Here is a 26,621-nt window from a genome sequence, read left to right as displayed (position 1 = left end):
ACACGGAGGTGCGTAGCAGCGGGCGCCAGGCCGCGTCAGGGGCATCACGCGCCAGCGCGGTCCAGCAGGTACTGGGTCAGCAGGGGCACTGGGCGGCCACTGGCGCCCTTGTCCTTGCCGCCGCTGACCCAGGCGGTGCCGGCGATGTCCAGGTGCGCCCAGGGGTAGCTCTTGGCGAAGCGCGACAGGAAGCAACCAGCGGTGATGGCGCCGCCTTTCGGGCCACCGATGTTGGCGATGTCGGCGAACGGCGAGTCCAGCTGTTCCTGGTACTCATCGAACAGCGGCAGCTGCCAGGCGCGGTCGTCGGCCTGCTGGCCGGCTTCCAGCAGTTGGGCCACCAGTTCCTCGTTGTTGCCCATCAGGCCCGAGGTGTGGGCGCCCAGGGCGACCATGCAGGCGCCGGTCAGGGTGGCGATGTCGATCACCGAAGCCGGCTTGAAGCGCTCGGCGTAGGTCAGGGTGTCGCACAGCACCAGGCGGCCTTCGGCGTCGGTGTTGAGGATTTCCACGGTCTGGCCGCTCATGGTGCTGACGATGTCGCCAGGGCGGGTAGCGCCGCCGCTCGGCATGTTCTCGGCGCAGGCCAGCAGGCACACCAGGTTGATCGGCAGCTTGAGCTCCAGCACGGCGCGCAGGGTGCCGAACACGCTGGCGGCGCCGCACATGTCGTACTTCATCTCGTCCATGCCGGCGGCCGGCTTGATGCTGATGCCACCGGTGTCGAAGGTGATGCCCTTGCCCACCAGCACGTGGGGCTTCTCGGATTTCTTGGCGCCCTGGTAGTTGAGCACGATCAGGCGCGGTGGCTGCTCGCTGCCCTGGGCCACGGCCATGAAGGCGCCCATGCCCAGTTCCTTGAGCTTCTTCTCGTCGTGGATCTCGACCTTGAGGTTCTTGTGTTCCTTGCCCAGCTCCTTGGCCTGCTCGGCCAGGTAGCTTGGGTGGCAGATGTTTGGCGGCAGGTTGCCCAGGTCGCGGGTGAAGCTCATGCCGGCGGCGATGGCGCTGGCGTGGGTCACGGCGCGCTCGACGTCAGCCTGGCTGGCCTTGTCGGTCACCAGGGTGATCTTCTTCAGGGCGCGGGGCTCGGCCTTCTTGCTCTTGAAGCGGTCGAACACGTATTCGCCGTCCAGCAGGGTCTCGGCCAGCAGGCGCGTCTTGCCGTAGGCGTCACGGCCTTTCACGCCCAGCTCGTCCAGTGCCAGCACGGCGTCGCTGCCGCCCAGGCCCTTGAGCGCGCCCAGCACGGCGGCGCCCAGCTTGCGCCAGGCGCGGTCGCCCAGCAGTTCGTCGGCGCCGGTGCCTACCAGCAGCACGCGCTCGGCCTTGAGGCCCGGCAGGTTGTGCAGCAGCAGGGTCTGGCCCGGCTTGCCGGCCAGGTCGCCACGCTTGAGCACGGCGGTCAGGGCGCCGCTGCTCAGCTCGTCGACCTGCTTGCCGACGGTACCCAGGGTGCGGCCTTCGCCCACGGCGACGACCAGGGTCGCGGTCTTCAGGCTTTCGGCGCTTGTGCTTTTTACAACCAGTTCCATTTCCGGGTCCCCTAATGATCTATTGGTGTGCACGGCAGCGTTGGCCGTGCGAATACAGCCCCCGGCACTGCCCGTGGCGGGCCGGGTCAAAGTCCCCAGTTTGAGCCCTGCCGACGGAGCCTGACAACCCTTCGCGCAGGCTTTGCGTAACTGGGTATGCACGCGAAGTGACAGGCAGGCCCAATCACAGGATAATGCGCCAACTTTTTTCCGGTTCGCCTGGTGCGAATCCACCCGTAGAAGTGTCAGCTATGTATCCCTTGTTCGGCCGTCTGAGCCTGACAACCCTGGAGTGTCCGGTTTGATCGTCTTCCGTTATCTGTCCCGCGAAGTCATGCTCACCCTCAGTGCCGTCAGCGCGGTCCTGCTGGTGATCATCATGAGCGGGCGCTTCGTCAAGTACCTGGCCCAGGCCGCTTCCGGCGCCCTGGACCCAGGCGTGCTGTTCCTCATCATGGGCTACCGCCTGCCGGGCTTCCTGCAGTTGATCCTGCCCCTGGGCCTGTTCCTGGGCATCCTGCTGGCCTACGGCAGGCTGTACCTGGAAAGCGAGATGACCGTGCTGGCGGCCACCGGCATGAGCCAGCAGCGCCTGCTGGCCATGACCATGGCACCTGCCGCGGTAGTGGCCGTCATCGTCGCCTGGCTGAGCCTGAGCCTGGCGCCCCTGGGCGCGCAGCAGTTCTCCATGGTGCTCAACCAGCAGGACGCCATGACCGAGTTCGACACCCTCGAACCTGGCCGCTTCCAGGCCCTGCGTGACGAAAGCCGGGTGACCTACACCGAGAGCATGAGCGACGACCGCATCAACCTGGGCGGCGTGTTCATCTCGCAGAAGCGCCTGGGCCAGGACGCCAAGGACCGCGGCATCACCCTGCTGCTGGGCGAGAAGGGCCGCCAGGACCGCCACCCCGACGGCAGCCGCTACCTGATCCTGACCAACGGCTACCGCTACGACGGCATCCCCGGCCAGGCCGACTACCGTGCCATCAAGTACGACACCTACGGCGTGATGCTGCCCAAGCCCGAGGTCAGTGAAGAAGTCACCGACCGCGACGCCATCCCCAGCGCCAAGCTGTTCTCCGGCGAGGTCAACGACCCTGCCGAACTGCAATGGCGCCTGTCGCTGCCGTTGCTGGTGTTCATCGTCACCCTGATGGCCGTGCCGCTGGCCCGGGTCAACCCGCGCCAGGGCCGCTTCCTCAAACTGCTGCCGGCGATTCTCCTGTATATGGCCTACCTGACCATCCTGATCTCGGCGCGTGGTGCCCTGGAAAAAGGCAAGATCCATTCCGCCCTGGGCCTGTGGTGGGTGCACGGGCTGTTCCTGGCCATCGGCCTGGCGCTGATGTACTGGGAACCGCTGCGCCTGAAGCTGGCCAGCCGTCGCGCGGCGACGGAGGTGGCCCATGGTTAAGCTCGACCGGTACATCGGCAGCAGCGTGCTGATGGCAATCCTCGCCGTGCTGGGGGTTATCCTCGGCCTGGCCACGCTGTTCGCCTTCATCGACGAGATGAGCGACATCAGCCCCACCTACGGCCTCGCCGACGTGGCCTGGTTCGTGTTGCTGACCGCACCACGCCGGCTCTACGACATGCTGCCGATGGCCGCGCTGATCGGCTGCCTGATCGGCCTGGGTACCCTGGCCAGCAACAGCGAGCTGACCATCATGCGCGCTGCCGGCGTGTCGGTGTCGCGCATCGTCTGGGCGGTGATGAAGCCCATGCTGGTGCTGATGGTCTGCGGCCTGCTGGTGGGCGAATACATCGCCCCGGTCACCGAGGCCAAGGCCCAGGCCGACCGCTCGCTGGCCCAGGGCATCGGCGACGCGCAAAGCGGCCGCCACGGCCTGTGGCATCGCGAGGGCGAGCAGTTCATCCACATCAACACCGTGCAGCCTGCCGGCCTGTTGTATGGCGTGACCCGCTACACCTTCGACAGCGAGCGCCACATCAAGACCGCCAGCTTCGCCAAGAAGGCCCAGTACGCCGATGGCCACTGGAACCTCACCGACGTGGCCACCACGGTGTTCCATGACGACCGGACCGAGGTCATCAGCAACCCCACCGAACAGTGGGACGTGACCGTCACGCCGCAGCTGCTGAGCACCGTGGTGATGGCCCCCGAATCGCTGTCCATCACCGGGCTGTGGAGCTACATTCACTACCTGTCGGACCAGGGCCTGCGCAACTCCACCTACTGGCTGGCGTTCTGGACCAAGATCCTGCAGCCGCTGGTGACTGCGGCGCTGGTGCTGATGGCGATCTCGTTCATCTTCGGCCCGCTGCGTTCGGTAACCCTGGGCCAGCGTGTGTTCACTGGCGTGCTGGTGGGCTTCACCTTCCGCATCGTCCAGGACCTGCTGGGCCCGTCGAGCCTGGTGTTCGGCTTCCCGCCGCTGCTGGCGGTGGTCATCCCGTCGCTGGTGTGTGCGGCGGTGGGCTGGTGGCTGCTGCGCCGCGCGGGGTAAGCCTTCGCCTCATGAAAAAACCGACCCTCGGGTCGGTTTTTTTGTGCCCATCAACGGGCCTTCTTGGGGATATGCACCAGCTGCGTGCCTGAATACAGGTCATGCCAGCCACGCTTCTGCTTGTCCACCAGGGCCCACCAGAACCCGGCGCCAAAGCACAGCCACGAGCCAATGGCGACGATGAAGCGCAGCAGCGCCTGCCACAGGCTGATGGCCGTGCCGTCGGCGTTCTGCACGCGCACGCCCCACACCTGCATGCCCAGGGTCTGCCCGGCGTGCATCCAGAACTTGGCGAAGAAGGCGAACAGGGCGCAGAACAGCAGCGTCGACAGGAACGGGTCGCCGTCCAGCGCGCCGGACTCCGACAGCGCCCGCAGGCGTGCCTCGCCGATGAACGCCATCATGATCAGCTTGTACACCAGCGTGGTCACCATCAGCAGCGCGATGCACAGCAGGAAGTCGTACAGCACGGCCGCCATGCGCCGGCCAAAGGCGGCGGGGGCGAAGTCGCCTTGCGGGGTCAGTCGTCGGGTCATCCTTGGCTCTCCGTGTGGGTGCGAGCAAATCGCGGGCACAAAAAAGCCCCTGGCGTTCCCGGCAGGGGCTTTTTGCGCAACTAGACGAATCAGCCTTCGGCTTGTACTTCGTCAGCTTGCATGCCTTTCTGGCCTTGAACGGCGATGAAAGTCACTTTTTGGCCTTCTTTCAGGCTCTTGAAGCCGTTGCCCTGGATAGCGCGGAAGTGCACGAACAGATCCGGACCGCTTTCTGGAGTGATAAAACCAAAACCTTTCTCGTCGTTAAACCACTTGACGGTACCGCTCTGACGTTGGGACATTTTCTTATTTCCTTGGAACTTGAATTGATGACAGCTTCTTTCAGGTGAAAGAGATACTGGGCTGGTTGCAGGAAAGTAAGAGACGTCGAACGGGTTGTAGCAATACTCAGAGCTACTGCCCAGGTCACGAACCATAGCGACCCATGCAAACACAGTGAGGAAACTCTACGCTAACTTCAGCCAGAAAAACAAGCCCTGAGCCACGCAGGTTTTTCACCTTTTTTACGACCGTTCGAGCCTTTTCCTACGGGGGTTTCCGACTCTTTCATTCAGGTATTTTCGAATGGTCTAACGCCAGTTCGAAATCGAATAGAACACCCTGCACGTTGCGGCAAAATGACAGCTCGCCCTGAGCTGTCATTGCCGGCCCCTCAGCCGCGGTAGTAGCGCTGCGGCACGAACGGCATCTTGCTGACCTTCATGGCCACGTTCTTGCCACGCACGATGGCCCACACCGGGGTGTCCAGCGCCGCGTGGGCGCTGTCCACATAGCCCATGGCTACCGGGCCGCCCAGGGTAGGGCCAAAGCCGCCGCTGCACACGGTGCCGATGATGGCGCCGCTGGCATCGACGATCTCGGCGCCTTCGCGCACGGGCGTGCGTTCCTGGGGCAGCAGGCCCACGCGCTTGCGGGCCACGCCAGCCTGTTGCTGGGCGAAGATCGCCTCGGCGCCAGGGAAGCCACCGGCACGGGCGCCGTCGGCGCGGCGGGCCTTGGAGATGGCCCACAGCAGGCTGGCCTCGATAGGCGTGGTCTGCTCGTTCATGTCGTGGCCGTACAGGCACAGGCCGGCTTCCAGGCGCAGCGAGTCGCGTGCCCCCAGGCCGATGGCGGCCACTTCCGGTTCGGCCAGCAGGCGGCGCGCCAGGGCCTCGGCACTGGCGGCCGGCACCGAGATCTCGAAGCCGTCTTCACCGGTGTAGCCCGAGCGGCTGACGTAGCAGTCCACGCCCAGCAATTGCACCGGGGCAAACTGCATGAAAGTCATCTGCGCCACCTGTGGCGCCAGGCGCGCCAGCACGGTGACCGCAACAGGGCCTTGCAGGGCCAGCAGGGCGCGTTCCTCGAACAGCGGCTGGATCTGGCAGCGGTCGCCGATGTGCGCGCGCAGGTGGGCCAGGTCCTGGTCCTTGCAGGCGGCGTTGACCACCAGGAACAGTGTGTCGTCGCCCAGGTTGGCGACCATCAGGTCGTCGAGGATGCCGCCCTGCTGGTTGGTGAACATGGCGTAGCGCTGCATGCCCACGGGCAGGTCGACGATGTCCACCGGCACCAGGGTTTCCAGAGCCTTGGCGGCGTCGCTGCCCACCAGGCGGATCTGGCCCATGTGCGACACGTCGAACAGGCCGGCCTGCTCGCGGCTGTGCAGGTGTTCCTTCATCACGCCCAGCGGGTATTGCACCGGCATGTCGTAGCCGGCGAAGGGCACCATGCGGGCACCCAGTTCCAGGTGCAGGGCGTGCAGCGGGGTGTGTTGCAGTGCTTCGGACATCGTTGACTCCTGAATTCGAAAGGGTGCCTCAACACTCGATGATGTTGACGGCCAGGCCGCCACGGGCGGTCTCTTTGTATTTGCTTTTCATGTCGGCGCCGGTCTGGCGCATGGTGCGGATGACCTTGTCCAGCGACACGTAGTGCACGCCGTCGCCGCGCAGGGCCATGCGCACGGCGTTGATGGCCTTCACCGAGCCCATGGCGTTGCGCTCGATGCAGGGCACCTGCACCAGGCCGCCGATGGGGTCGCAGGTCAGGCCCAGGTTGTGTTCCATGCCGATTTCGGCGGCGTTCTCGACCTGCTGCACGCTGCCGCCCATCACCTCGCACAGGGCGCCGGCAGCCATGGAGCAAGCCACGCCGACCTCACCCTGGCAGCCCACCTCGGCGCCGGAAATGGAGGCGTTTTCCTTGTACAGGATGCCGATGGCGGCGGCGGTGAGCAGGAAGCGCACCACGCCGTCCTCGTTGGCACCGGGCACGAAGCGCATGTAGTAATGCAGCACCGCCGGCACGATGCCGGCCGCGCCGTTGGTGGGCGCGGTGACCACGCGGCCACCGAAGGCGTTTTCCTCGTTCACCGCCAGGGCGTAGAGGTTGACCCAGTCCAGCACCGACAGCGCGTCGCGCAGGGCGGCCTCGGGGTTCTTGCACAGCTGCCGGTACAGCGCCGCGGCACGGCGCTTGACCTTCAGCCCGCCGGGCAGGATGCCTTCGTTGCGGCAACCGGCCTCGACGCAGTCCTGCATCACCTGCCAGATGTTCAGCAGGCCGGAGCGGGTCTCGGCTTCCGGGCGCCAGGCGCTTTCATTGGCCAGCATCAGCTGGCTGATGGTCATGCCCTGCGCCGCGCAATGGGCCAGCAGTTCCTTGCCGGTCTTGAACGGGAAGGGCAGCACCGTGGTGTCTTCGACAATGCGGTCGGCACCCGCCGCGCCTTCGTCCACCACGAAGCCACCGCCCACCGAGTAGTACTCGCGGCTGCGAATCTCCAGGCCGTGTTCGTCCAGGGCACGGAAGATCATGCCGTTGGGGTGGAAGGGCAGGGGTTTGCGGATCATCGCCAGGTGCTGTTTTTCGACGAAGGCGATGCTGTGTTCGCCCAGCAGGTTGAGGCGCCCGCTGGCGCGGATAGCCTGCAGGCGGGCGTCCACGGTTCCGGTGTCGACGCTGTCGGGGTGCGAGCCTTCAAGGCCCAGTAGCACCGCCTTGTCGCTGCCGTGGCCCTTGCCGGTGGCGCCCAGCGAGCCGTACAGCTCGGCCTTGACGGTGGCGGTGGCCAGCAGAAGGTCGTCGCGGCGCAGGCCCTCGACGAAGCGCGCGGCGGCGCGCATGGGTCCCACCGTGTGGGAACTGGAGGGGCCGATGCCGATCTTGAAGAGGTCGAAAACGCTTAAAGACATGGACGTGCTCCAAAGACTGCTTCGATTCGGCGCCAACGCAGCGTAACCGCTGCCGTAGGCTGCGCTGGCCCTTGAGGGCACTGAAGATCTCCAGTGGCCATGCAGGCCAGCGCAGCCTGGCGGCAGCGGCTACAGGGTTGCGCTGTAGCCGATGCCAAAGGAGCCAGGCTTAATCCTGATACGCCTCGATCGACGGGCAGGCACACACCAGGTTGCGGTCGCCAAACACGTTGTCCACGCGCCCGACCGGCGGCCAGTACTTGCTTTCCACCAGCGAGGCCAGCGGGTACACCGCCTGTTCGCGGCTGTAGGCGTGGGTCCACTCGCCCACCAGTTCGGCAGCGGTGTGCGGCGCGTTCTTCAGCGGGTTGTCGTCCTTGTCCAGGGCGCCGCTTTCCACCGCGCGAATCTCTTCGCGGATGCGGATCATGGCGTCGCAGAAGCGGTCCAGTTCAGCCTTGGATTCGCTTTCGGTCGGTTCGATCATCAGCGTGCCGGCCACCGGGAACGACATGGTCGGGGCGTGGAAGCCGAAGTCGATCAGGCGCTTGGCCACGTCGTCGACGCTGATGCCGCTGCTGTCCTTCAACGGGCGCAGGTCGAGGATGCACTCGTGGGCCACCAGGCCATTGCTGCCGGTGTACAACACAGGATAGTGCTCTTCCAGGCGGCGCGAGATGTAGTTGGCGTTGAGGATGGCCAGCTGCGAGGCGCGTTTGAGGCCTTCGCCGCCCATCATGCGGATGTACATCCAGGTGATCGGCAGAATCGAGGCGCTGCCGAACGGTGCGGCGCAGACCGCGCCTTCCTTGCGCGCCATGGTGCCGTGGCCGGGCATGAACGGTGCCAGGTGCGACTTCACGCCGATCGGGCCGACGCCCGGGCCGCCACCGCCGTGGGGAATGCAGAAGGTCTTGTGCAGGTTCAGGTGCGAGACGTCGCCGCCGAACTTGCCCGGGGCACACAGGCCGACCATGGCGTTCATGTTGGCGCCGTCGATGTACACCTGGCCGCCGTTGTCGTGGACGATGGCGCAGATCTCGCGAATGCCTTCCTCGAACACGCCGTGGGTGGACGGGTAGGTGATCATGATCGCGGCCAGGCGCTCACGGTGCTCGATGGCCTTGGCGCGCAGGTCTTCGATGTCGACGTTGCCGCGTTCGTCGCAGGCGGTCACTACCACGCGCATGCCGGCCATGTGGGCGGTGGCGGGGTTGGTGCCGTGGGCCGACGACGGAATCAGGCAGATGTCGCGACGCTCGTCACCACGGCTGTGGTGGTAGGCGCGAATGGCCAGCAGGCCGGCGTACTCGCCCTGGGAGCCGGCGTTGGGCTGCAGCGACACGGCGTCATAGCCGGTGGCCTTGCACAGCATGCTTTCCAGCTCGTCGGTCAGCAGTTGGTAGCCCTTGCTCTGCTCGGCCGGGGCGAAGGGGTGCAGGCTGCCGAATTCCGGCCAGGTGATGGGGATCATCTCGCTGGCGGCGTTGAGCTTCATGGTGCACGAGCCCAGCGGGATCATGGTGCGGTCCAGCGCCAGGTCCTTGTCGGCCAGCTTGCGCAGGTAGCGCATCAGCTCGGTTTCGGAGTGGTAGCGGTTGAACACTTCGTGGGCGAGGATCGGCGACTGGCGCAGCAGGCTGGCGGGCAGGGCTTCGGCAACGCTGGCAGCCAGGGCGTCGAACGCTGGTTGCTGGCCTGGGAACAGTGCCCAGAGGGCTTCGACGTCGGCCTGGCGAGTGGTCTCGTCCAGCGACAGGCCCAGGCGCTGGGCGTCGATTTCCCGCAGGTTCAGGCCGGCGGCACGGGCCTTGGCGTGCAGTTCGGCGGTGGCGCTGCCGGTGGCCAGGGTCAGGGTGTCGAAGAAGTGCTGCTGCTCGACGGTGACGCCCATGGCGGCCAGGCCCTGGGCCAGGATGGCGGTCAGGCTGTGGGTGCGGCGGGCAATCTGCACCAGGCCGGCCGGGCCGTGGTACACGGCGTACATGCTGGCGATGTTGGCCAGCAGCACCTGGGCGGTGCAGATGTTGCTGGTGGCCTTCTCGCGGCGGATGTGTTGCTCGCGGGTTTGCATGGCCAGGCGCAAAGCGGTCTTGCCGTGGCGGTCGATGGACACGCCCACCAGGCGGCCGGGCATGTCGCGCTTGAACGCGTCGCGGGTCGAGAAGTAGGCCGCGTGCGGGCCACCGAAGCCCAGCGGCACGCCGAAGCGCTGGGCGCTGCCGATGGCCACGTCGGCGCCGAACTCGCCCGGCGGGGTCAGCAGGGTCAGGGCCAGCAGGTCGGCGGCCACGGCTACCAGGGCGTTGGCGGCGTGGAAGCGCTCCACCAGCTCGCGGTAGTCGAAGATGTCGCCGTTGCTGGCCGGGTACTGCAGCAGCGCGCCGAAGTACTCGCTGACGTCATCCAGTTGGGCCTCGTCGGCCACTACCACTTCAATGCCCAGGGGCTCGGCACGGGTGCGCAGCACGTCCAGGGTTTGCGGGTGGCAATGGGCGGAGGCGAAGAACCGGTGGCTGCCCTTGTTCTTGCTCAGGCGCTTGCAGAAGGTCATGGCTTCGGCGGCGGCGGTGGCTTCGTCCAGCAGCGAGGCATTGGCGATCGGCAGGCCGGTGAGGTCGCTGATCAGGGTCTGGAAGTTCAGCAGCGCTTCCAGGCGGCCCTGGGAAATTTCCGGCTGGTACGGGGTGTAGGCGGTGTACCAGGCCGGGTTTTCCAGCAGGTTGCGCAGGATCGGCGCCGGGGTGTGGCAGTTGTAGTAGCCCTGGCCGATGTAGGTCTTGAACAGCTGGTTCTGCGCGGCGATGGCCTTGATGGCGGCCAGTGCCTCGGCTTCACCCTGGCCGGCCGGGAGGTCGAGCACGCTGGTGCCCTTGATGCTGTCGGGGATGACGCTGGCGGTCAGCGCGTCGAGGTTGTCATAGCCCAGGGTGGCCAGCATGGCCTGCTCGTCGGCGGCGCGCGGGCCGATGTGACGGGCGATGAATTCGTTGGTGGTGGTCAGCGCAGTGGTCATCGTGAATCCTCAGGCCTGGGCGGCGATCAGGTTGTCGTAGGCCTGCTGGTCCAGCAGCTCGCCCACCTGGCTGGCGTCAGCCGGGATGAAGCGGAAGAACCAGCCGGCGCCCAGGGCGTCTTCGTTGACCAGCTCGGGGCTGGCGTCGAGTTCGTTGTTCACTTCAACCACTTCGCCGTCCAGCGGCATGTTGATGCTGCTGGCGGCCTTCACCGATTCCAGCACCGAGACTTCGGCATCCTTGGCGTAGGTGGTCAGTTCCGGCAATTGCACGAACACCACGTCACCCAGGGCGTTCTGGGCAAAGGGGGTAATGCCGACCGTAACGCTACCGTCCGCTTCAACGCGCAGCCATTCGTGTTCGACAGTAAAACGCAACTCGCTCATGGAAACTCCTCGGGGCCAGATGACGGCTGGCCTACGCAATGGATGTGTCCGGGGCAGGGCACCGGACGGGGTCTGCCGGTTACATAGCAAGTTCGTTGCCAACCTTGGTTTTGGCCTTTGAAATCAGGGTTTTAGCGGGTTCGGGGGAAGTTTGGCGAATTGCAGGTGTAGCGAAATCGCTACGGGGCCGCCGGAGAAAAAAAGCCTTGGGGGATCAGGCCCTTGGGAATGGGCACCTGAAACGAAGTGGAATGATATCGGTACGACGTAACGATATCATTCCATGTTTCATTTGCCGCCGATGCCGTACTTGCGCAGGCGGTGGGCGATAGCCGTGTGTGAGGTTTGCAGGCGGGTGGCCAGCTGGCGGGTCGAGGGGAAGCTGGCGTACAGCTTTTCCAGCAGGGCCTTTTCGAAATCGCCCACGGCTTGCTCCAGGCTGTTCACCTCGCCGTCGCTGGTGTGCCGCGCCACTGCGGTGCCGGCGATGTCCAGGTCGCCGATGTCCACCAGCGAGCCTTCGCAGATGGCCGCCGCGCGGAAGATCACGTTCTGCAGCTGGCGCACGTTGCCCGGCCAGCGGTTGCCCAGCAGCGCCGGGTAGGTGGCCGGCGCCAGGCGGCAGATGGGGCGCTGGATCTGCGTGCAAGCCTGCTGCATGAACGAGCGCGCCAGCAGCAGGATGTCCTGGCCGCGTTCGCGCAGGGGCGGCACGTCGAGGTTGAGCACGTTGAGGCGGTAGAACAGGTCTTCGCGGAACGCGCCCTCGCTGACCATCTTCTCCAGGTCGCGGTGGGTGGCGCTGAGGATGCGCACGTTGACCTTCACTTCCTTGTCGCCGCCTACCCGGCGGAAGCTGCCGTCGTTGAGGAAACGCAGGAGCTTGGCTTGCAGGTACGGCGACATCTCGCCAATTTCGTCGAGAAACACCGTGCCCTGGTGCGCCAGCTCCATCAGCCCCGGCTTGCCGCCGCGCTGGGCGCCGGTGAAGGCGCCGGGGGCATAGCCGAACAGCTCGCTTTCAGCGAGGTTCTCCGGCAAGGCCGCGCAGTTCAGCGCCAGGAACGGTGCGCTGTGGCGCGCGCTGATGGCGTGGCAGGCACGCGCCACCAGCTCCTTGCCGGTGCCGGTCTCGCCTTGGATCAGCAGCGGTGCGTCCAGTGCCGCCACGCGCTGGGCGCGGGCCTTGAGGGTACGAATCGGCGGCGAATCGCCCAGCAGCGAATCGAAACCTTCGGCGTGGTCGTGGTGCAGGGCCGCCAGGCGCTCGCCGATGCGGTTGGGCGGGTACAGGGTGAGAAGGGCGCCGGCGTCGGTGATGGGCGTGGCGTCCAGCAGCAGGGTCTCGCCGTTGACGCTGACTTCGCGCAGCGGCAGGCGGAAACCCTGGTCCAGCAGGGTGTCGAGCAGGTTGGGGTCGCGGAACAGCTCGGTCACCGACTCGCCCGCAGGCTCCCGACCATACAGGCTGATCAGCGCCGGGTTGGCCAGCAGCACGTTGCCGGCGCTGTCCAGGGCCAGCACCGGGTCGGTCATGGCCGCCAGCAGCGCGTCCAGCTGCAGGTGCCGGCGCTGGCCGGGAAGAATGTCCACCACGCTGACGTTCTGCACGCCGCGCACGCTCAGCAGCGCCTCGCGCAGCTCGTCCAGCACCTTGGGGCTCAGCGTCGGGGCATCGATGTAGACGTTGGGCGGCACCATCTCCACGGCATCGAGGTTGAGATTGCGCGCCCCCAGCAGGGCGAGGACTTCCTGGGTGATACCGACTCGATCGATGAAACTGACGTGAATGCGCATGGGCAGGCAGGGAATCTGGACAGCAGGGAGGGCGAGTATGCCTTGTCTGGCCTGCTTCGCGCACCCCGTAGCAGCTGCCGAAGGCTGCGTCCGGACGTACTTGATGCCTGGCGCAGGGGACGCGGCCTGTGGCCGCTGTTACGGGTGCGGTGTGCACGATTGCTGTAGCCGCTGCCGTCAGGCTGCGCGGGTCCCGGCGTGCACTGAAGATTTTCAGTGTAGAAAAAGGGCCAGCGCAGCCTGCGGCAGCGGCTACACCGAACCTACGTAGCCGCTGCCGCGGGGTATGTCTGGGAGTGCGTGGCGGCTGCGGACGCGGCCTGTGGCCGCTGCTACGGGTGGGGTGTGCACGATTGCTGTAGCCGCTGCCGCCAGGCTGCGCTGGTCCCGGCGTGCACTGAAGATTTTCAGTATAGAAAAAGGGCCAGCGCAGCCTGCGGCAGCGGCTACACCGAACCTACGTAGCCGCTGCCGCGGGGTATGCCTGGGAGTGCGTGGCGGCTGCGGACGCGGCCAGCGGCCGCTGCTACGGGTTGGGGAACTCTCGGATTTCGAGGACGTGGCTGAAGGTTTGCGATTTGCCGTCCCAGCAGTAACGGAAATGTGGGCCTTGGGTGGTGGGAGATAGTGCTGGTGGTCGCAGGGCTGCCACGCATTCGTGTTGGGGTGAACGTACGCTGCGGTAGAGCAGCCCCCATGCCTGTTCATCCCTTTGCTGACGGGCGAAAGCCTGGGTCGCGGGATAGCTTGACGCATCCCTGGAGTGAAAGTCCTTGCGGTCTCTCACATCGACCAGGGGTTTGGTGACCTTGTTGATGTAAGTCCGTATGGTCACCTCGATGTTGTCTTGCGCGGTGGCGCGCCAGAACGCTTCCTGGTGATGGCGAGTCTCGGCGATCGCCGCCTCAATCGCATTGGCGCAGTAGTAAACGCCAAAACTTCCATCGGTGTAGCGGCTCGCCCGGCCGATATGGGTGAACGCCGCCATGACTGGCGTGGACCCTGGGCCGCACATTCGGTCCTGCGGGGGTACACGCTGGATTTGCCCCGCTTCATCACACAAGCGATCGTTGGTCAGCCCCTCGATCAGAAACGCAGTTTCCAGGTCTGCAGGGTCGAGGGTGTCCTCGAAAACGCTGATGGGCGGGAAGGCGCTGTTGACGATGCGAAAGGCCTGGTCCCAATCAGGCAGCACAGGGGAGGCCATCAACCGCGCACTGCGTCGAGGTAGCGCCGCACATCAGCCAGGTCCACTACGCGCCCACCCAACATGTAGTCCAACGCGGAGCGACCGTTGAACGGCGCTGCCGAATTCGCCAGCCGGGGCCATTCATAGCTGCGTTCCGGTTGGTTGCTGAACAGAATGCGCAGGGCTTTGTGAATACCCATCAGGTAGGAAATACGCTCCAGGGTGTCATGGGGCAGCCGCACGGTTGGGCGTTTTTTCCAATTGAAGTAGGTGGTGTTGCCGATGCTGCCCAGCAGCACCCTTTGCTGGTCGGCCGTGCATTGCCAGTGCTCCATCAGGTTGAAGAAGAACGTAAGCGCCACTCGACCCATTTCAGCGTTATCGCTGGCAGGATGTTTCAACGGGGCCGAGGAGGTCATGGTCTTCTCCGAATATGACGGGTGAAACAATCATACTCCCGATACGAATTAATTGAATCAGATGATTCATATTCGGATTAAGCCAAGGTACCAGATTCTTGTCAGGCGTTTCTCAATCAACCATAGGGGTCAAGATGCTTAGGCGACACCGCATCCCCCGACTGCGCGCCAATCTTGCTGCGAATGTCCTCGAACACCGCGTCGTAATGGCTGTGCATCGACAGTGACAACACGCTGGTGGTGGGCAGGCCGTTCTTGCGGGCGATGTGGTCGGCGGCGCTGGCGAAGTTGTACCAGTCGTCCTTGCCCAGTTCGAATTGGTCCTTGAAGGTCTTGTCGTTAATGTGGCCTTCGACGTCGAACTGTACGTATTTGCCGCGGCTGGCCTCGTGCAGCACCTGGTAGTCGAGCTTGATGTCGTAGCTGAAGTCGGTGGGTTGCAGCGCGGTGCGCTGGATGTGCAGGTGACCGGGTTCGAACTGGGCCATGGCGGGGCTCCTTCACGGAAAAAGTAGAGGATAGACCCTGGGGCCCATCCTCTGGTTCGACTACGGGTAGCGGATGCCCGGCGTGGCAGTGCTGATGCGGGTGCCGGCGCTGCCCTGGACGATGGCGTCGATGTCGGCCAGGGAGCCGATCACCGCTACTTTGCCGGTATTGCGCGCGAATTCGCAGGCTGCCTGCACCTTGGGCCCCATGGACCCGGCGGCGAAGCCCAGCTGTTCCAGGGCGTCAGGGTGCGCCTGGGCGATGGCTTGCTGGGTGGGCTTGCCCCAGTCGATGAACGCAGCCTGCACGTCGGTGGCGATCACCAGCAGGTCGGCGTCCAGTTGCTCGGCCAGCAGCGCCGAGCACAGGTCCTTGTCGATCACCGCTTCCACCCCCTGCAGCTTGCGGCCTTCGCCGTACAAGGTGGGGATGCCGCCGCCACCGGCGCAGATGACGATGCTGCCTTTCTCCAGCAGCCACTTGATGGGGCGGATTTCGAAGATGCGCTTGGGTTTGGGGCTGGCCACCACGCGGCGGAACTTGTCGCCATCGGCGGCAATGCTCCAGCCTTTTTCCGCCGCCAGGCGCTCGGCCTCTTCCTTGGAATACACCGGGCCGATGGGCTTGGTGGGGTGCTGGAACGCCGGGTCGTTGCGGTCCACTTCCACCTGGGTGAGCAAGGTGGCGAACGGCACTTCGAAGTCCAGCAGGTTGCCCAGTTCCTGCTCGATCATGTAGCCGATCATGCCCTCGGTCTCGGCGCCCAGCACGTCCAGGGGGTAGGGCGTGACAGACGTGTAGGCCGCAGCCTGCAGCGACAGCAGGCCCACCTGGGGGCCATTGCCGTGGGCCACCACCAGTTCGTTGCCAGGGGCTATTTTGGCGATCTGCTCGGTAGCGATGCGAATATTGGCGCGCTGATTGTCGGCGGTCATGGGTTCACCACGCCGCAGAAGGGCGTTACCGCCCAGTGCAACGACGATACGCATGGAGAATTCCTCTCGTCAGCAAATGATCCCCCGTAGCAGCTGCCGAAGGCTGCGTCCCCAGGCACCTCGGTCGTGCGCTCGGACGCAGCCTGGCGGCAGCTGCTACGCGGGTGTCTACAGGTCCGCCAGGGTCGCCACCAGGATCGCCTTGATGGTGTGCATGCGGTTTTCCGCCTGCTCGAAGGCGATGCACGCCGGCGACTCGAACACGTCGTCGGTCACCTCGATGCCGTTGGCCAGGTGCGGGTACTGCTCGGCAATCTGCTTGCCCACCTTGGTCTCCGAGTTGTGGAACGCCGGCAGGCAGTGCATGAACTTGCTACGCGGGTTGCCGGTGGCCTTCATCAGCTCGGCGTTCACCTGGTAGGGCAACAGCTGCTTGATGCGCTCGCCCCAGGCGTCCACGGGCTCGCCCATGGACACCCAGACATCGGTGTGCACGAAGTCCACGCCCTTCACGGCGGCTTTCGGGTCTTCGGTGAGGGTCAGGCGCGCGCCGCTTTCCTCGGCGTACTGCTTGCAGCGCGCCACCAGGTCTTCGTGGGGCCACAGCGCCTTGGGCGCGGCAATGCGGACGTCCATGCCCAGCTTGGCGCCGATCAGCAGCAGCGAGTTGCCCATGTTGTTGCGCGCATCGCCCAGGTAGGCGTAGCTGATGTCATGCAGCGGCTTGTCGCTGTGTTCGCGCATGGTCAGCACGTCGGCGATCATCTGGGTGGGGTGGTATTCGTCGGTCAGGCCGTTGAACACCGGCACGCCAGCGTATTTTGCCAGTTCCTCGACAATGTCCTGCTTGAAGCCGCGGTACTCGATGGCGTTGTACATGCGCCCGAGCACGCGGGCGGTGTCTTTCATGCTCTCCTTGTGGCCGATCTGCGAGGAATTGGGGTCGATATAGGTGACATTGGCGCCCTGGTCGTAGGCGGCCACCTCAAAGGCGCAGCGGGTGCGCGTCGAGGTCTTCTCGAAGATCAGCGCAATGTTCTTGCCCTTCAGGTGCTGCTGCTCGGTGCCGGTGTACTTGGCGCGCTTGAGGTCGCGGGACAGGTCCAGCAGGTAACGCAGCTCGCGGGTGGTGTGGTGTTCCAGGCTGAGCAGGCTGCGGTTGCGAATGTTGAAAGCCATGATGGATCTCCTTTGGCAGAGGGTCGATCAGTAGTCGATAGGGTCGCGGACAATCGGGCAGGTCATGCAGTGGCCGCCGCCGCGGCCGCGGCCCAGCTCGCCGGCGCTGATGGTGATGACCTCGACACCGGCCTTGCGCAGCAGGGTATTGGTGTAGGTGTTGCGGTCGTAGCCGATGACCACGCCGGGCTCCACGGCCACCACGTTGTTGCCGTCGTCCCACTGTTCGCGCTCGGCGGCGAAGCTGTTGCCGCCGGTTTCCACCACGCGCAGGGCCTTGAGGTTGAGGGCCGCGGCCACGGCGTCGAGGAAGGGCTTTTCCTCGCGGCGGATGTCGATGCCGCCCGGTTTGCTGTCGTCAGGGCGCAGGGTGAAGGCGACGATCTGCTTCACCACTTCCGGGAAGATGGTCACCAGGTCGCGGTCGCAGAAACTGAACACGGTGTCCAGGTGCATGGCGGCGCGGGACTTGGGCAGGCCGGCGACGATCACTCGCTCCACCGCCTTGTGCTTGAACAGGTTCTGCGCCAGCTGGCCGATGGCCTGGCGCGAGGTGCGCTCGCCCATGCCGATCAGCACCACGCCGTTGCCGATGGGCATCACGTCGCCGCCCTCCAGCGTGGCGCTGCCGTGGTCCTCGTCGGGGTTGCCGTACCACACCTGGAAGTCGGCGTCGGTGAACTCGGGGTGGAACTTGTAGATGGCGCTGGTCAACAGGGTTTCCTGGCGGCGCGCCGGCCAGTACATGGGGTTCAGCGTTACGCCACCGTAGATCCAGCAGGTGGTGTCGCGGGTGAACTGGGTGTTGGGCAGCGGCGGCAGGATGAAGCTGGAGTGGCCAAGAAAGTCGCGGAACATCTGGATGGTCTTGCCACCGAAGCTGTCGGGCAGGTCGTCGGCCGACACGCCGCCAATCAGGAATTCGGCGATCTTGCGCGGCTCCAGGCTGCGCAACCAGCTGCGCACCTCATCCACCAGGCCGACGCCGACCTGGTTGGGCACTACCTTGCGCGACAGTATCCAGTCCAGGGCTTCGGGTTGCCCGACGATATCGGTCAGCAGGTTGTGCATTTCCAGCACGTCGATGCCGCGCTCGCGCATCTTGGTCACGAAGTCGAAATGGTCGCGCTTGGCCTGGTTCACCCAGAGCACATCGTCGAACAGCAGTTCATCGCAGTTGTTGGGGGTCAGGCGCTGGTGGGCAAGGCCTGGGGAGCAGACCATCACCTTGCGCAGCTTGCCCGCCTCGGAATGCACGCCGTATTTGATTTTTTCCGTGGACATTGCAGTGTTCCTCCAGATTCACAAACAGGGGTTAAAGCGTTAAGAACCCGTCATACAGCCCGTAGGCCGCGAACAGGGCACCGACGATCACCAGGGCGAATATCAATTTCTCCACGTTGGTAAAAATGGCTTGGCCCACCTCCCGCCGGGCCTTGGCGAACAGCAGCGCCCCGGGGGCGTACAGCAGGGCCGAGAGCAGCAGGTATTTGACGCCGCCGGCGTACAGCAGCCAGATGGCGTAGACCAGCGCGATGGCGCCAATGAACAGGTCTTTGCGGCGCTCGGCCAGGGCCTGTTCATAGGTTTCCCCGCGCACCGCCAGCAGCAGCGCATAGGCCGCCGACCACAGGTAGGGCACCAGGATCATCGAGGTGGCGAGGTAGATCAGCGACAGGTAGGTGCTGGCCGAGAACAGGGTGATCACCAGGAATACCTGCACCATGGCGTTGGTCAGCCACAGCGCGTTGACCGGCACCTGGTTGGCGTTTTCCTTGCGCAGGAATGCCGGCATGGTGTGGTCCTTGGCGGCGGCGAACATGATCTCGGCGCACAGCAGCACCCACGACAACAGGGCGCCCAGCAGCGAAATGATCAGGCCGACGCTGATCAGCACGGCGCCCCAGTGGCCCACCACATGCTCCAGCACCGCGGCCATGGACGGGTTCTGCAGCTTGGCCAGCTCCGGCTGGGTCATGATGCCCAGGCTCAGCACGTTCACCAGCACCAGGAACAGCAGCACGGTGATGAAGCCGATGACCGTGGCCTTGCCCACGTCCGAGCGTTTTTCCGCGCGGGCGGAGAAAATGCTCGCGCCTTCGATGCCGATGAACACCCACACGGTGACCAGCATCATGTTGCGCACCTGGTTCATCACGCTGCCCAGGTCAGGGTTCATGCGCCCCCAGATGTCGGCGGTGAAGATGTCCAGCTTGAAGGCAAACAGTGCGATCAGCACGAACAGCACCAGTGGCACCACCTTGGCGACGGTGGTCACCAGGTTGATGAACGCCGCTTCCTTGATGCCGCGCAGCACCAGGAAGTGCACCGCCCACAACAGAATGGACGCGCAGATGATGGCAACCGGGGTGTTGCCCTCGCCGAACACCGGGAAGAAGTACCCAAGGGTGCTGAATAGCAGCACAAAGTAGCCGACGTTGCCCAGCCAGGCGCTGATCCAGTAGCCCCAGGCCGAGGAAAAACCCATGTAGGCGCCGAAGCCGGCCTTGGCGTAGGCGTACACGCCGCCGTCCAGGTCGGGCTTGCGATTGGCCAGGGTCTGGAACACGAACGCCAGGGTCAACATGCCCACCGCGGTGATTGCCCAACCAATCAATACTGCGCCCACGTCGGCACTGGCGGCCATGTTTTGCGGCAGTGAGAATATTCCGCCACCAATCATCGAACCCACGACCAGCGCTACCAACGCGCCGAGCCTTAGTTTGTCGTTAGCTGCTGACATTGCTTGACTCCACGCTAGGAGAAGAGGCGATAGGGTAAGTCCGTTCCTAACCTTCGAGCATGATCCAGGTCATCTAATGTGCTTATTCCATGTTGCAATGGAAGTTCGTTTGTTTTGCGGAAAGATGAATCTCGGTCGCACAGAAGCCTTGTGCTGTGGGGCTTCCATGCGATATTTCGCCATGGGTTGGCGATGCCGAGAGCTTTCAAATTAGCCCGGTTTTTCGATTTCGCAAATTTTATCGAGAATTTTTACCATTTGTTCATTGTGTAAGAAACCGTACTGAATGGTTAATTAGCTGGCTATCTTTTCTTAATGCTGGTGGCGATTGAAACAATATTCTTTTAGTCTTAAAACTGTCGGCGCAGCCTTTGTTTATATATTTAACTGCGCGGGTGGAGCGCCAATTAGATACTGGAGAGCCGCATGGCGGAACATGGACAGAAGTTGCGATTGGGCGCATTGATCGCGCTAGTGGTGGGCTCGATGATTGGCGGCGGTATTTTCTCCCTGCCGCAGAACATGGCCGAACGCGCCGAGGTGGGCGCGGTGCTGATCGGCTGGGGCATCACCGCCGTGGGCATGCTGATGCTGGCGCTGGTGTTCCAGAACCTGGCCAACCGCAAACCCGCGCTCGATTCCGGGGTGTACGCCTACGCCAAGGCCGGGTTTGGCGACTACATGGGCTTCTCGTCGGCGTGGGGCTACTGGATCAGCGCCTGGCTGGGCAACGTGGGGTACTTCGTGCTGCTGTTCAGCACCCTGGGTTACTACTTCCCGGTGTTCGGCCAGGGCAACACGCCGCTGGCCATCGGCTGCGCGTCGCTGCTGCTGTGGGCGGTGCATTTCCTGGTGCTGCGGGGCATCAAGGAGGCCGCGTTCATCAACCAGGTGACCACCGTGGCCAAGGTGGTGCCGCTGGTGATGTTCATTGTCATCGCTGCCGTGGCGTTCAAGGCGGATATCTTCACCCAGGACATCTGGGGCGTCGGCAACCCCAGCCTGGGCAGCGTGCTGCAGCAGGTGCGGCACATGATGCTGGTGACGGTGTTCGTGTTCATCGGCATCGAGGGCGCCAGCGTGTATTCGGGGCGCGCCGAGCGTCGCGCGGACGTGGGCCGGGCCACGGTGCTGGGGTTCCTGGGCGTGCTGGCGCTGCTGGTGCTGGTGAACGTGCTGAGCCTGGGGGTGATGAGCCAGGGCGAACTCGCCGGCCTGCAGAACCCGTCGCTGGCGGCGGTGCTGGAGCATATCGTCGGGCGCTGGGGCGCGCTGCTGATCAGCCTGGGGCTGGCGGTGTCGCTGCTCGGCGCGCTGCTGTCGTGGGCGCTGCTATGCGCGGAAATTCTCTACGCCACCGCGCGTGACGCCACCATGCCGCGCTTCCTGAAAAAGGAAAACGCCAACGGCGTGCCGGTGAACGCGCTGTGGATGACCAACCTGATGATCCAGCTGTTCCTGCTGATCACCCTGGTGTCGGCGGGCACCTACACCAGCCTGATCTACCTGGCGTCGTCGATGATCCTGGTGCCGTACCTGTGGTCGGCGGCCTATGCGGTGTTGCTGGCAGTGCGGGGCGAGACGTACGAGGGCCTGGCAGCGGTGCGCCAGCGTGACCTGCTGATTGCGGCAGTGGCGCTGCTGTATGCGATCTGGCTGCTGTACGCGGGCGGGTTGAAATACCTGCTGCTGTCGGCGCTGTTGTACGCGCCGGGGGTGGTTTTGTTCGCCAAGGCCAAGCGCGAGCAGGGGCAGCCGTTGTTCACGGGGTGGGAGAAACTGATATTCGCCGCGGTGCTGGTGGGAGCCGGGTTGGCGGCGTATGGGTTGTACAGTGGGGTGTTGGGGTTATGAGCCGGACGCGGCCTGCGGCCGCTGCTACGGGGGGCATTTTCCGTAGCAGCGGCCGCAGGCCGCGTCCGCGGTTCAGCTGAAGCTCGCAGGGCTGGCGCCCAGCTGGCCGGCGGGGCAGGCCCACTGCATGGGCGTGCCGGGTATCGCCAGCGGCGGCGTCAGGCGCTGGGCCGGGCCCCACCGGGTGTGCTCGATCTGGCTGGCCAGGTCGGCGCCGGTTTCTGCGGCCAGGGGCAGGTCGGTGGTGACCTGGCCATGGTCGATCAGCGCCTTGGCGGTGCGTGCCAGCGACAACCGCGCCGCGCTGCCGCGGCCGCTGGCCAGGCGCTCGCGCAGGCCATTGATGGCGGCTGCGGCGGCCAGGTAGCCGGTGGCCATGTCCAGCGCCTGCACCGGCAAGGGCACGGGCTTGTCCGCCTGGCGCCACTGCTGGCCGGCGGCGGCGATGCCGGTGCTCATCTGCACCAGGCTGTCGAAGCCACGCCGGTTGCGCCACGGGCCGGTCCAGCCGTAGGCGTTCAGGCTGATGTCGATCAGCCCCGGGTTCAGCTGGCGCACGCGCTCGGCGCCGAAACCCAGGCGCTCGAGGGCGTCGGCGCGGTAACCGTGGACGAAGATATCGGCCTGGGCCAGCAGGCGTTCGAAGCTGATGCGGTCCAGGCTGTCGTGCAGGTCCAGGCGCGCGCAGCGTTTGCCCAGGGTCACCTCCGGGGCCAGCGACGGCTCTTCCCAGCCCGGCGGGTCGATGCGCAGCACGTCGGCGCCCATTGCGGCGAGGAAGCGCGTGGCCACAGGCCCTGCGAGGATGCGCGTGAGGTCCAGCACCTTGATCCCGGCCAGCGGCTGCGCGCGGCTGCCGCGCCAGGCCTGCACGCCCTGCGCATCGCACTGTTCAAGCTGCACCAGCGGCTCGCCGGCCACGGCCTGGCCCTGGGCATGGCCGGCCCACTGCGCCAACTGCAGCATCTGCGCCGCGCAGCCATTGGCCTCGACTACGGCGCGCTCCAGTGCCTCGGCGTCCCACTGGCTGACAGCCGCAGCCATGCTGTCACGATCTTCGCACGGCCCCAGCACCTGCAGGGCCGCAGCGCGGTGATGGGGCGCATTGGTGTGCAGGCGAATCCAGCCGTCGCGGGTGGCGTAGTCGCCGGAGATCGGGTCCCAGGGCGGTGGCGGCGCCCAGCCCATGGGGCGCAGGCTGCTGGCGAACCAGAACGAGGCCAGGCGCCGGTCGACGCTGAGGCTGCCTGCGGGCACGCCTTGCTGGCGCAGCAGGTCGGCCACGGCCAGGCCTGCCGCGCCAATGCTGGCGCTGGCCAGGTCACTGACGGCGAAGGTCGAGGGCAGGGCGCCCATGCCGGGGAAGCTGATGGCGGGCAGTCGCTCCAGCGGCAGCTGCAGCGCCTGGGCGAAAGTGGCGAGTAGTTCGGACATCGCAAACGGCCCTCCAAGGTGAAGGACCGTGGGGCAACAGTCCCTGTGCATTGCAGCAACAATACACAGGGTTGGACCATCAAACGCGGAATTGATCCATCAATTTCATCTGCTGGGTGGCCAGCGCGTTCAGCTGGCTGCTGACCTGGGCCGACTCGGTGGCCTGGCCGGTCAGGGTCTCGGTCACCGTGCGAATGGCCGAGACGTTGCGGTTGACCTCTTCGGCCACCGCGCTCTGTTCCTCGGCGGCGCTGGCGATCTGCAGGTTCATGTCGCTGATCACCGTCACCGCCTGGCTGATCTTGCCCAGGGCCTGCACGGCCTGGTGGATCTGCCCGGCGTTCTCCTGGGCCTTGGCGTGGCTGGAGTGCATGGTCTGCACCACGCCGCGGGTGCCGCTCTGGATGCGCTCGATCACGTGGCGAATCTCTTCCACCGAGTCCTGGGTGCGCTTGGCCAGGTTGCGCACCTCATCGGCCACCACGGCGAAGCCACGGCCGCTTTCGCCGGCGCGGGCGGCCTCGATGGCAGCGTTCAGGGCCAGCAGGTTGGTCTGTTCGGCGATGCTGCGGATCACCTCCAGCACGCTGCCGATCTGCTCGCTGTTCACCGCCAGGGTCTCGACCTCGCCCACGGCCTTGCTGACTTCCTCGGCCAGCAGGTTGATGTCGCGGGTGCTGCGCTCGATGATCGACATGCCGTCCTTGGCCGACTGGTCGGCGCCACGGGCAGCGCTGGCGGCGTTGGACGCGCTGTTGGCGACGTCGTGGGCGGTGGCGCTCATTTCGTTGGAGGCAGTGGCCACCTGGTCGATCTCGCGGAATTGCACCTGCATGCCGTCGCTGGTGCGGCGGGCGATTTCCGAAGACTGGTCGGCGGTGGTGCGGGCGTCGGTGACGCTCTGCTTGATCTGCGCGATGGTGGGTTGCAGCTTGTCGAGGAAGCGGTTGAACCAGCTCACCAGCTCGCCCAGCTCATCCTTCTTGGTGTATTTCAGGCGCTGGGTCAGGTCGCCGTCGCCGCTGGCGATGTCCTTGAGCATGGCCGCCACGCTGTTGATCGGGCGGGTCACGCCGCTGGCGGTCAGCCAGATCAGCACCAGGCCGACCAGGGTGGCGACGATGCCCACCAGGATGGCGGTGATGGTGCCGCGGGTCTGGGCGGCATCGAGCACGCCCTGCAGCTTCACCGAGTCGGCCAGCAGGACCTTTTCCGGCAGGTCGATGACCACGCCCCACGGCGTGCCACCGGTGATTGGCGCGGCGGGGTACACGGCGCGGATGGTGTCGCCCTGTTTCAGCACCTTGGGCTGGTCGCTGGCGATCAGGCGCATGATCTCGCTGCCGTCGGCGCCCAGCACCTGGTCGATCTTCTTGCCCAGCAGGCTGGCGTCGCCGCTGTTGGCCGCCAGGGCGCCGGCGGTGGAGGCGATCATGATGCGCCCGGCGCCGTTGAACAGGTCGGCCTGGGCTTTTTCCGCCGAGGTCTGCAGCGAGTCCAGCGCCAGGTCCACGCCCACCACGCCCACTACCTTGCCCTGGTCCAGCAGCGGCACGGCGATGCTGGTCATCAGCATCAGCTTGTTGCCCACGGTGTCGGTGTAGGGCTGCAGCAGGCACGGCTTGCCGCTGTCGCGGGCGCAGGTGTACCAAATGTTGTACGGGGTGCCGGTGAGGTTCAGCTCGGTCTTGTTCATGTCACCTTCGGAGGTGACAGTGTTCAGCGCGGTGCCGTTGGAGCGACTCCAGTAGGGGGCGAAACGCCCGCTTTCGTTGGAGGTGCGCTTGTCGTCGTTGACGAATTCGGCGTCGTGGCCGTCCAGCGCCTGGCGCTCGAACGAGGTCCACACGCCCAGCACTTTCGGGTTGCGTTCGAACACCGCTTTCAGCGCCTGGTTCAGCTCTTCACGCAGGGCTGCCGGCGGCAGGCCACGCTTCACCGCCAGGGCGCGCAGGCCCATGATCTGGTCGGCGGCGGCGTTGGCCACCAGCAGGTTGTCGCCGAAGGTCTTCTGCATCTGCGCGGCTTTTTCCGCGGCCTTGCTCTGTAGCAAATTCTGGACGCTTTCGGTCAGCATCTTGCGGCTGGACGCGCTCACCAGCGCATCATTCTGGCTGGTCTGGTACAGGTTTATCCCGACGATCAAGCCCGCCACGCCCAATAGGCAAAGGCCGGCCAGCAGTACTATTTTCAGACGTATCGAAAGGTTGTCGAACATGGGCGCGCACTCACAAGTTGACCAGTCGGGACAGCGGGGGTCGAGCACGACCCCGCCCGCCGAAGCACTTCAGCGATACCGGGAGATCGGCGTATACGCGCCTAACTTTAAATATTTTTGACAGAAGGCTCGGGGCGCGACCAAATCCACAGGTTCACCACCAGCATGCAGCCGATGGCGGCGAACACTGGCCAGGCGTGCTTGAGCGTCAGCAGCATGATCACCGAGCAGGCGAGCATGCTCAGGGTGGCGCTGACCTTGGCCCGGCGCGCGACGATCTTGCCGTTGCGCCAGTTGCTGAGGATGGGCCCGAACAGGCGGTGGTTTTCCAGCCAGGCGCTCAGGCGCGGCGAGCTGCGGGTGGCGGCCCAGGCGGCCAGCAGGATGAATTCGGTGGTGGGCAGGCCGGGAATGACGATGGCCACCAGGCCAATGCCCAGGCTGACATAGGCGAGCAGGCCAAACAGGATGCGCGCGGTTTTGGAGGGCAGTGGGCGGGTCATGGAATCAGCGTGTAAAAGGTGTTCGCCGGCCGGTGGCACGCCACCGGCCGGTGGCGACTCAAGCGTGAGCGGAATACGTGTGCTGCAAGAGTATTTGCAGGCGCGCGAAGGCGTCAACCGCGGCCCGATCGGCGTCGGCTTCTTCACTGGGGGTGAAGGGCAGGGCGTCGAAGATCGCGTTGAAGGCTTTCCAGCCGCGCATGCGGCCGCCTTCAGGCTCGGCCAGGTGGCGGGCGCCGAAGGTTTCGCTCAGGCCCATGGCCTCGGCGCGCTTGATCAGGATGGCGGCGCCCAGCTTCGAGCCTTCCGACACGCGGATCCAGGTCAGCGCCGTGGCGCGGTTGGGGTTCGCCAGGGCGCCAGGCACGGCGGCCGGCACGTCCAGGCCCAGGTCGGCAAGGTCGGCCAGGGCTGCGTCGGCGCGGCAGCGCGAGGCCAGGTCGGGGAACAGCTGGTTCAGTTCCGGGTCGGTGTACAGGCCCTTGAGTTCGGACTGGAACAGGTACTGCATCTGCAGGAAGCGGCCGTAGCTTTCGCGGCTTTCAAACGGCGCGTGGGCGCCCACGGCGTGTTCCAGTTGGTCGTGCAGCACGGCGCTGGCCTGGCGCAGGCGCAGCGAGCGCAGGGCCGGCTGCTCGGCGGCCGGGGCGGCGTTGGTTTCGATGGCACTCATATGCAGGATCCTGAAAAAAGGGAAAGGCTGCCTTACTAGACGA

At 65.3% G+C, this 26,621-nt stretch carries 22 protein-coding genes; 3 read left to right on the top strand and 19 right to left on the bottom strand.

Going from position 1 to position 26,621, the window contains the following annotated elements; genetic code table 11:
• Positions 1-44: 44 nt before the first annotated feature.
• Complete coding sequence (locus AC0Z2B_RS02665) at positions 45-1,535, bottom strand: leucyl aminopeptidase (protein WP_473005473.1); 1,491 nt, start codon at positions 1,533-1,535, stop codon at positions 45-47.
• A 301-nt stretch (positions 1,536-1,836) separates the two neighbouring features.
• Here AC0Z2B_RS02665 and lptF point away from each other — a divergent pair, with 301 nt between their 5' ends.
• Together lptF and lptG are read left to right on the top strand one after the other, a co-directional pair.
• Positions 1,837-2,952 (top strand): LPS export ABC transporter permease LptF, encoded by a 1,116-nt coding sequence (lptF, locus tag AC0Z2B_RS02660; RefSeq protein ID WP_476295007.1) that lies wholly within the window; start codon positions 1,837-1,839, stop codon positions 2,950-2,952.
• The gene (gene lptG / locus AC0Z2B_RS02655) at positions 2,945-4,006 is read left to right on the top strand and encodes an LPS export ABC transporter permease LptG (protein ID WP_476295005.1); all 1,062 of its coding nucleotides are present in this window, start codon (positions 2,945-2,947) and stop codon (positions 4,004-4,006) included. The genes lptF and lptG overlap by 8 nt, the downstream gene beginning before the upstream one ends.
• Positions 4,007-4,056: 50 nt before the next feature.
• Here the strand turns inward: lptG and AC0Z2B_RS02650 are convergent, their stop codons facing one another.
• The 14 genes from AC0Z2B_RS02650 to arcD (AC0Z2B_RS02585) form a co-directional block, all read right to left on the bottom strand.
• Positions 4,057-4,542, bottom strand: a complete 486-nt coding sequence (locus tag AC0Z2B_RS02650; RefSeq protein ID WP_476295004.1) for an RDD family protein — start codon at positions 4,540-4,542, stop codon at positions 4,057-4,059.
• An 89-nt stretch (positions 4,543-4,631) separates the two neighbouring features.
• On the bottom strand, positions 4,632-4,844 hold the full coding sequence (locus AC0Z2B_RS02645) for a cold-shock protein (protein ID WP_007931076.1): 213 nt from the start codon (positions 4,842-4,844) through the stop codon (positions 4,632-4,634).
• Between the two features lie 371 nt (positions 4,845-5,215).
• A complete protein-coding gene (gene gcvT, locus AC0Z2B_RS02640) occupies positions 5,216-6,337 on the bottom strand; it encodes a glycine cleavage system aminomethyltransferase GcvT (RefSeq protein WP_476295002.1) in 1,122 nt (373 codons plus the stop codon).
• Positions 6,338-6,365: 28 nt separating this feature from the next.
• Complete coding sequence (locus AC0Z2B_RS02635; RefSeq protein ID WP_476295000.1) at positions 6,366-7,742, bottom strand: L-serine ammonia-lyase; 1,377 nt, start codon at positions 7,740-7,742, stop codon at positions 6,366-6,368.
• 169 nt (positions 7,743-7,911) lie between these two features.
• On the bottom strand, positions 7,912-10,758 hold the full coding sequence (gene gcvP, locus AC0Z2B_RS02630) for an aminomethyl-transferring glycine dehydrogenase (protein WP_476294999.1): 2,847 nt from the start codon (positions 10,756-10,758) through the stop codon (positions 7,912-7,914).
• Between the two features lie 9 nt (positions 10,759-10,767).
• Entirely contained in the window at positions 10,768-11,145 is a 378-nt protein-coding gene (gene gcvH, locus AC0Z2B_RS02625; protein WP_416422647.1) for a glycine cleavage system protein GcvH, read from the bottom strand.
• 288 nt (positions 11,146-11,433) lie between these two features.
• A complete protein-coding gene (locus AC0Z2B_RS02620; RefSeq protein WP_476294998.1) occupies positions 11,434-12,942 on the bottom strand; it encodes a sigma-54-dependent transcriptional regulator in 1,509 nt (502 codons plus the stop codon).
• Between the two features lie 526 nt (positions 12,943-13,468).
• Positions 13,469-14,149, bottom strand: coding sequence for an RES family NAD+ phosphorylase (locus AC0Z2B_RS02615; RefSeq protein ID WP_476294997.1), 681 nt, complete (start codon positions 14,147-14,149; stop codon positions 13,469-13,471).
• The gene (locus tag AC0Z2B_RS02610; RefSeq protein ID WP_416422650.1) at positions 14,149-14,550 is read right to left on the bottom strand and encodes an MbcA/ParS/Xre antitoxin family protein; all 402 of its coding nucleotides are present in this window, start codon (positions 14,548-14,550) and stop codon (positions 14,149-14,151) included. The genes AC0Z2B_RS02615 and AC0Z2B_RS02610 overlap by 1 nt, the downstream gene beginning before the upstream one ends.
• A 116-nt stretch (positions 14,551-14,666) precedes the next feature.
• Positions 14,667-15,038, bottom strand: a complete 372-nt coding sequence (locus tag AC0Z2B_RS02605) for a DUF5064 family protein (RefSeq protein ID WP_476294996.1) — start codon at positions 15,036-15,038, stop codon at positions 14,667-14,669.
• Between the two features lie 60 nt (positions 15,039-15,098).
• Positions 15,099-16,028, bottom strand: coding sequence for a carbamate kinase (arcC, locus tag AC0Z2B_RS02600; protein WP_416422652.1), 930 nt, complete (start codon positions 16,026-16,028; stop codon positions 15,099-15,101).
• A 114-nt stretch (positions 16,029-16,142) separates the two neighbouring features.
• Complete coding sequence (locus AC0Z2B_RS02595; RefSeq protein ID WP_416422653.1) at positions 16,143-17,153, bottom strand: ornithine carbamoyltransferase; 1,011 nt, start codon at positions 17,151-17,153, stop codon at positions 16,143-16,145.
• Positions 17,154-17,180: 27 nt separating this feature from the next.
• On the bottom strand, positions 17,181-18,437 hold the full coding sequence (arcA, locus tag AC0Z2B_RS02590; RefSeq protein WP_416422654.1) for an arginine deiminase: 1,257 nt from the start codon (positions 18,435-18,437) through the stop codon (positions 17,181-17,183).
• Positions 18,438-18,468: 31 nt separating this feature from the next.
• Positions 18,469-19,896: an arginine-ornithine antiporter gene (gene arcD / locus AC0Z2B_RS02585; RefSeq protein ID WP_476294994.1), complete on the bottom strand. Its 1,428-nt coding sequence runs from the start codon at positions 19,894-19,896 to the stop codon at positions 18,469-18,471.
• Positions 19,897-20,322: 426 nt separating this feature from the next.
• Here arcD (AC0Z2B_RS02585) and arcD (AC0Z2B_RS02580) point away from each other — a divergent pair, with 426 nt between their 5' ends.
• Complete coding sequence (arcD, locus tag AC0Z2B_RS02580; protein ID WP_476294992.1) at positions 20,323-21,750, top strand: arginine-ornithine antiporter; 1,428 nt, start codon at positions 20,323-20,325, stop codon at positions 21,748-21,750.
• Between the two features lie 72 nt (positions 21,751-21,822).
• Here the strand turns inward: arcD (AC0Z2B_RS02580) and AC0Z2B_RS02575 are convergent, their stop codons facing one another.
• The 4 genes from AC0Z2B_RS02575 to AC0Z2B_RS02560 all read right to left on the bottom strand — a co-directional run bounded on the left by AC0Z2B_RS02575 (position 21,823) and on the right by AC0Z2B_RS02560 (position 26,578).
• Positions 21,823-23,184, bottom strand: coding sequence for a CoA transferase (locus AC0Z2B_RS02575; protein ID WP_476294991.1), 1,362 nt, complete (start codon positions 23,182-23,184; stop codon positions 21,823-21,825).
• A gap of 79 nt (positions 23,185-23,263) precedes the next feature.
• Entirely contained in the window at positions 23,264-25,402 is a 2,139-nt protein-coding gene (locus AC0Z2B_RS02570; RefSeq protein WP_476294990.1) for a methyl-accepting chemotaxis protein, read from the bottom strand.
• 107 nt (positions 25,403-25,509) lie between these two features.
• Complete coding sequence (locus tag AC0Z2B_RS02565) at positions 25,510-25,905, bottom strand: YbaN family protein (protein ID WP_416422658.1); 396 nt, start codon at positions 25,903-25,905, stop codon at positions 25,510-25,512.
• A gap of 58 nt (positions 25,906-25,963) precedes the next feature.
• On the bottom strand, positions 25,964-26,578 hold the full coding sequence (locus AC0Z2B_RS02560; RefSeq protein ID WP_473005487.1) for a biliverdin-producing heme oxygenase: 615 nt from the start codon (positions 26,576-26,578) through the stop codon (positions 25,964-25,966).
• Positions 26,579-26,621: the final 43 nt, after the last annotated feature.

It is taken from the genome of Pseudomonas sp. GYB4201, from assembly GCF_056312595.1.
The sequence above is the reverse complement of the archived record's forward strand: the minus strand, read 5'-3'. Positions and strand labels throughout refer to the sequence as shown.

Bases quoted from the DNA above. Each gene is read 5' to 3' on its own strand.
- AC0Z2B_RS02665 (WP_473005473.1), bottom strand. From the start codon at position 1,535: ATGGAACTGGTTGTAAAAAGCACAAGCGCCGAAAGCCTGAAGACCGCG.
- lptG (WP_476295005.1), top strand. From the start codon at position 2,945: ATGGTTAAGCTCGACCGGTACATCGGCAGCAGCGTGCTGATGGCAATC.
- AC0Z2B_RS02650 (WP_476295004.1), bottom strand. From the start codon at position 4,542: ATGACCCGACGACTGACCCCGCAAGGCGACTTCGCCCCCGCCGCCTTT.
- AC0Z2B_RS02645 (WP_007931076.1), bottom strand. From the start codon at position 4,844: ATGTCCCAACGTCAGAGCGGTACCGTCAAGTGGTTTAACGACGAGAAA.
- gcvT (WP_476295002.1), bottom strand. From the start codon at position 6,337: ATGTCCGAAGCACTGCAACACACCCCGCTGCACGCCCTGCACCTGGAA.
- AC0Z2B_RS02635 (WP_476295000.1), bottom strand. From the start codon at position 7,742: ATGTCTTTAAGCGTTTTCGACCTCTTCAAGATCGGCATCGGCCCCTCC.
- gcvP (WP_476294999.1), bottom strand. From the start codon at position 10,758: ATGACCACTGCGCTGACCACCACCAACGAATTCATCGCCCGTCACATC.
- gcvH (WP_416422647.1), bottom strand. From the start codon at position 11,145: ATGAGCGAGTTGCGTTTTACTGTCGAACACGAATGGCTGCGCGTTGAA.
- AC0Z2B_RS02620 (WP_476294998.1), bottom strand. From the start codon at position 12,942: ATGCGCATTCACGTCAGTTTCATCGATCGAGTCGGTATCACCCAGGAA.
- AC0Z2B_RS02615 (WP_476294997.1), bottom strand. From the start codon at position 14,149: ATGGCCTCCCCTGTGCTGCCTGATTGGGACCAGGCCTTTCGCATCGTC.
- AC0Z2B_RS02610 (WP_416422650.1), bottom strand. From the start codon at position 14,550: ATGACCTCCTCGGCCCCGTTGAAACATCCTGCCAGCGATAACGCTGAA.
- AC0Z2B_RS02605 (WP_476294996.1), bottom strand. From the start codon at position 15,038: ATGGCCCAGTTCGAACCCGGTCACCTGCACATCCAGCGCACCGCGCTG.
- arcC (WP_416422652.1), bottom strand. From the start codon at position 16,028: ATGCGTATCGTCGTTGCACTGGGCGGTAACGCCCTTCTGCGGCGTGGT.
- AC0Z2B_RS02595 (WP_416422653.1), bottom strand. From the start codon at position 17,153: ATGGCTTTCAACATTCGCAACCGCAGCCTGCTCAGCCTGGAACACCAC.
- arcA (WP_416422654.1), bottom strand. From the start codon at position 18,437: ATGTCCACGGAAAAAATCAAATACGGCGTGCATTCCGAGGCGGGCAAG.
- arcD (WP_476294994.1), bottom strand. From the start codon at position 19,896: ATGTCAGCAGCTAACGACAAACTAAGGCTCGGCGCGTTGGTAGCGCTG.
- arcD (WP_476294992.1), top strand. From the start codon at position 20,323: ATGGCGGAACATGGACAGAAGTTGCGATTGGGCGCATTGATCGCGCTA.
- AC0Z2B_RS02575 (WP_476294991.1), bottom strand. From the start codon at position 23,184: ATGTCCGAACTACTCGCCACTTTCGCCCAGGCGCTGCAGCTGCCGCTG.
- AC0Z2B_RS02570 (WP_476294990.1), bottom strand. From the start codon at position 25,402: ATGTTCGACAACCTTTCGATACGTCTGAAAATAGTACTGCTGGCCGGC.
- AC0Z2B_RS02565 (WP_416422658.1), bottom strand. From the start codon at position 25,905: ATGACCCGCCCACTGCCCTCCAAAACCGCGCGCATCCTGTTTGGCCTG.
- AC0Z2B_RS02560 (WP_473005487.1), bottom strand. From the start codon at position 26,578: ATGAGTGCCATCGAAACCAACGCCGCCCCGGCCGCCGAGCAGCCGGCC.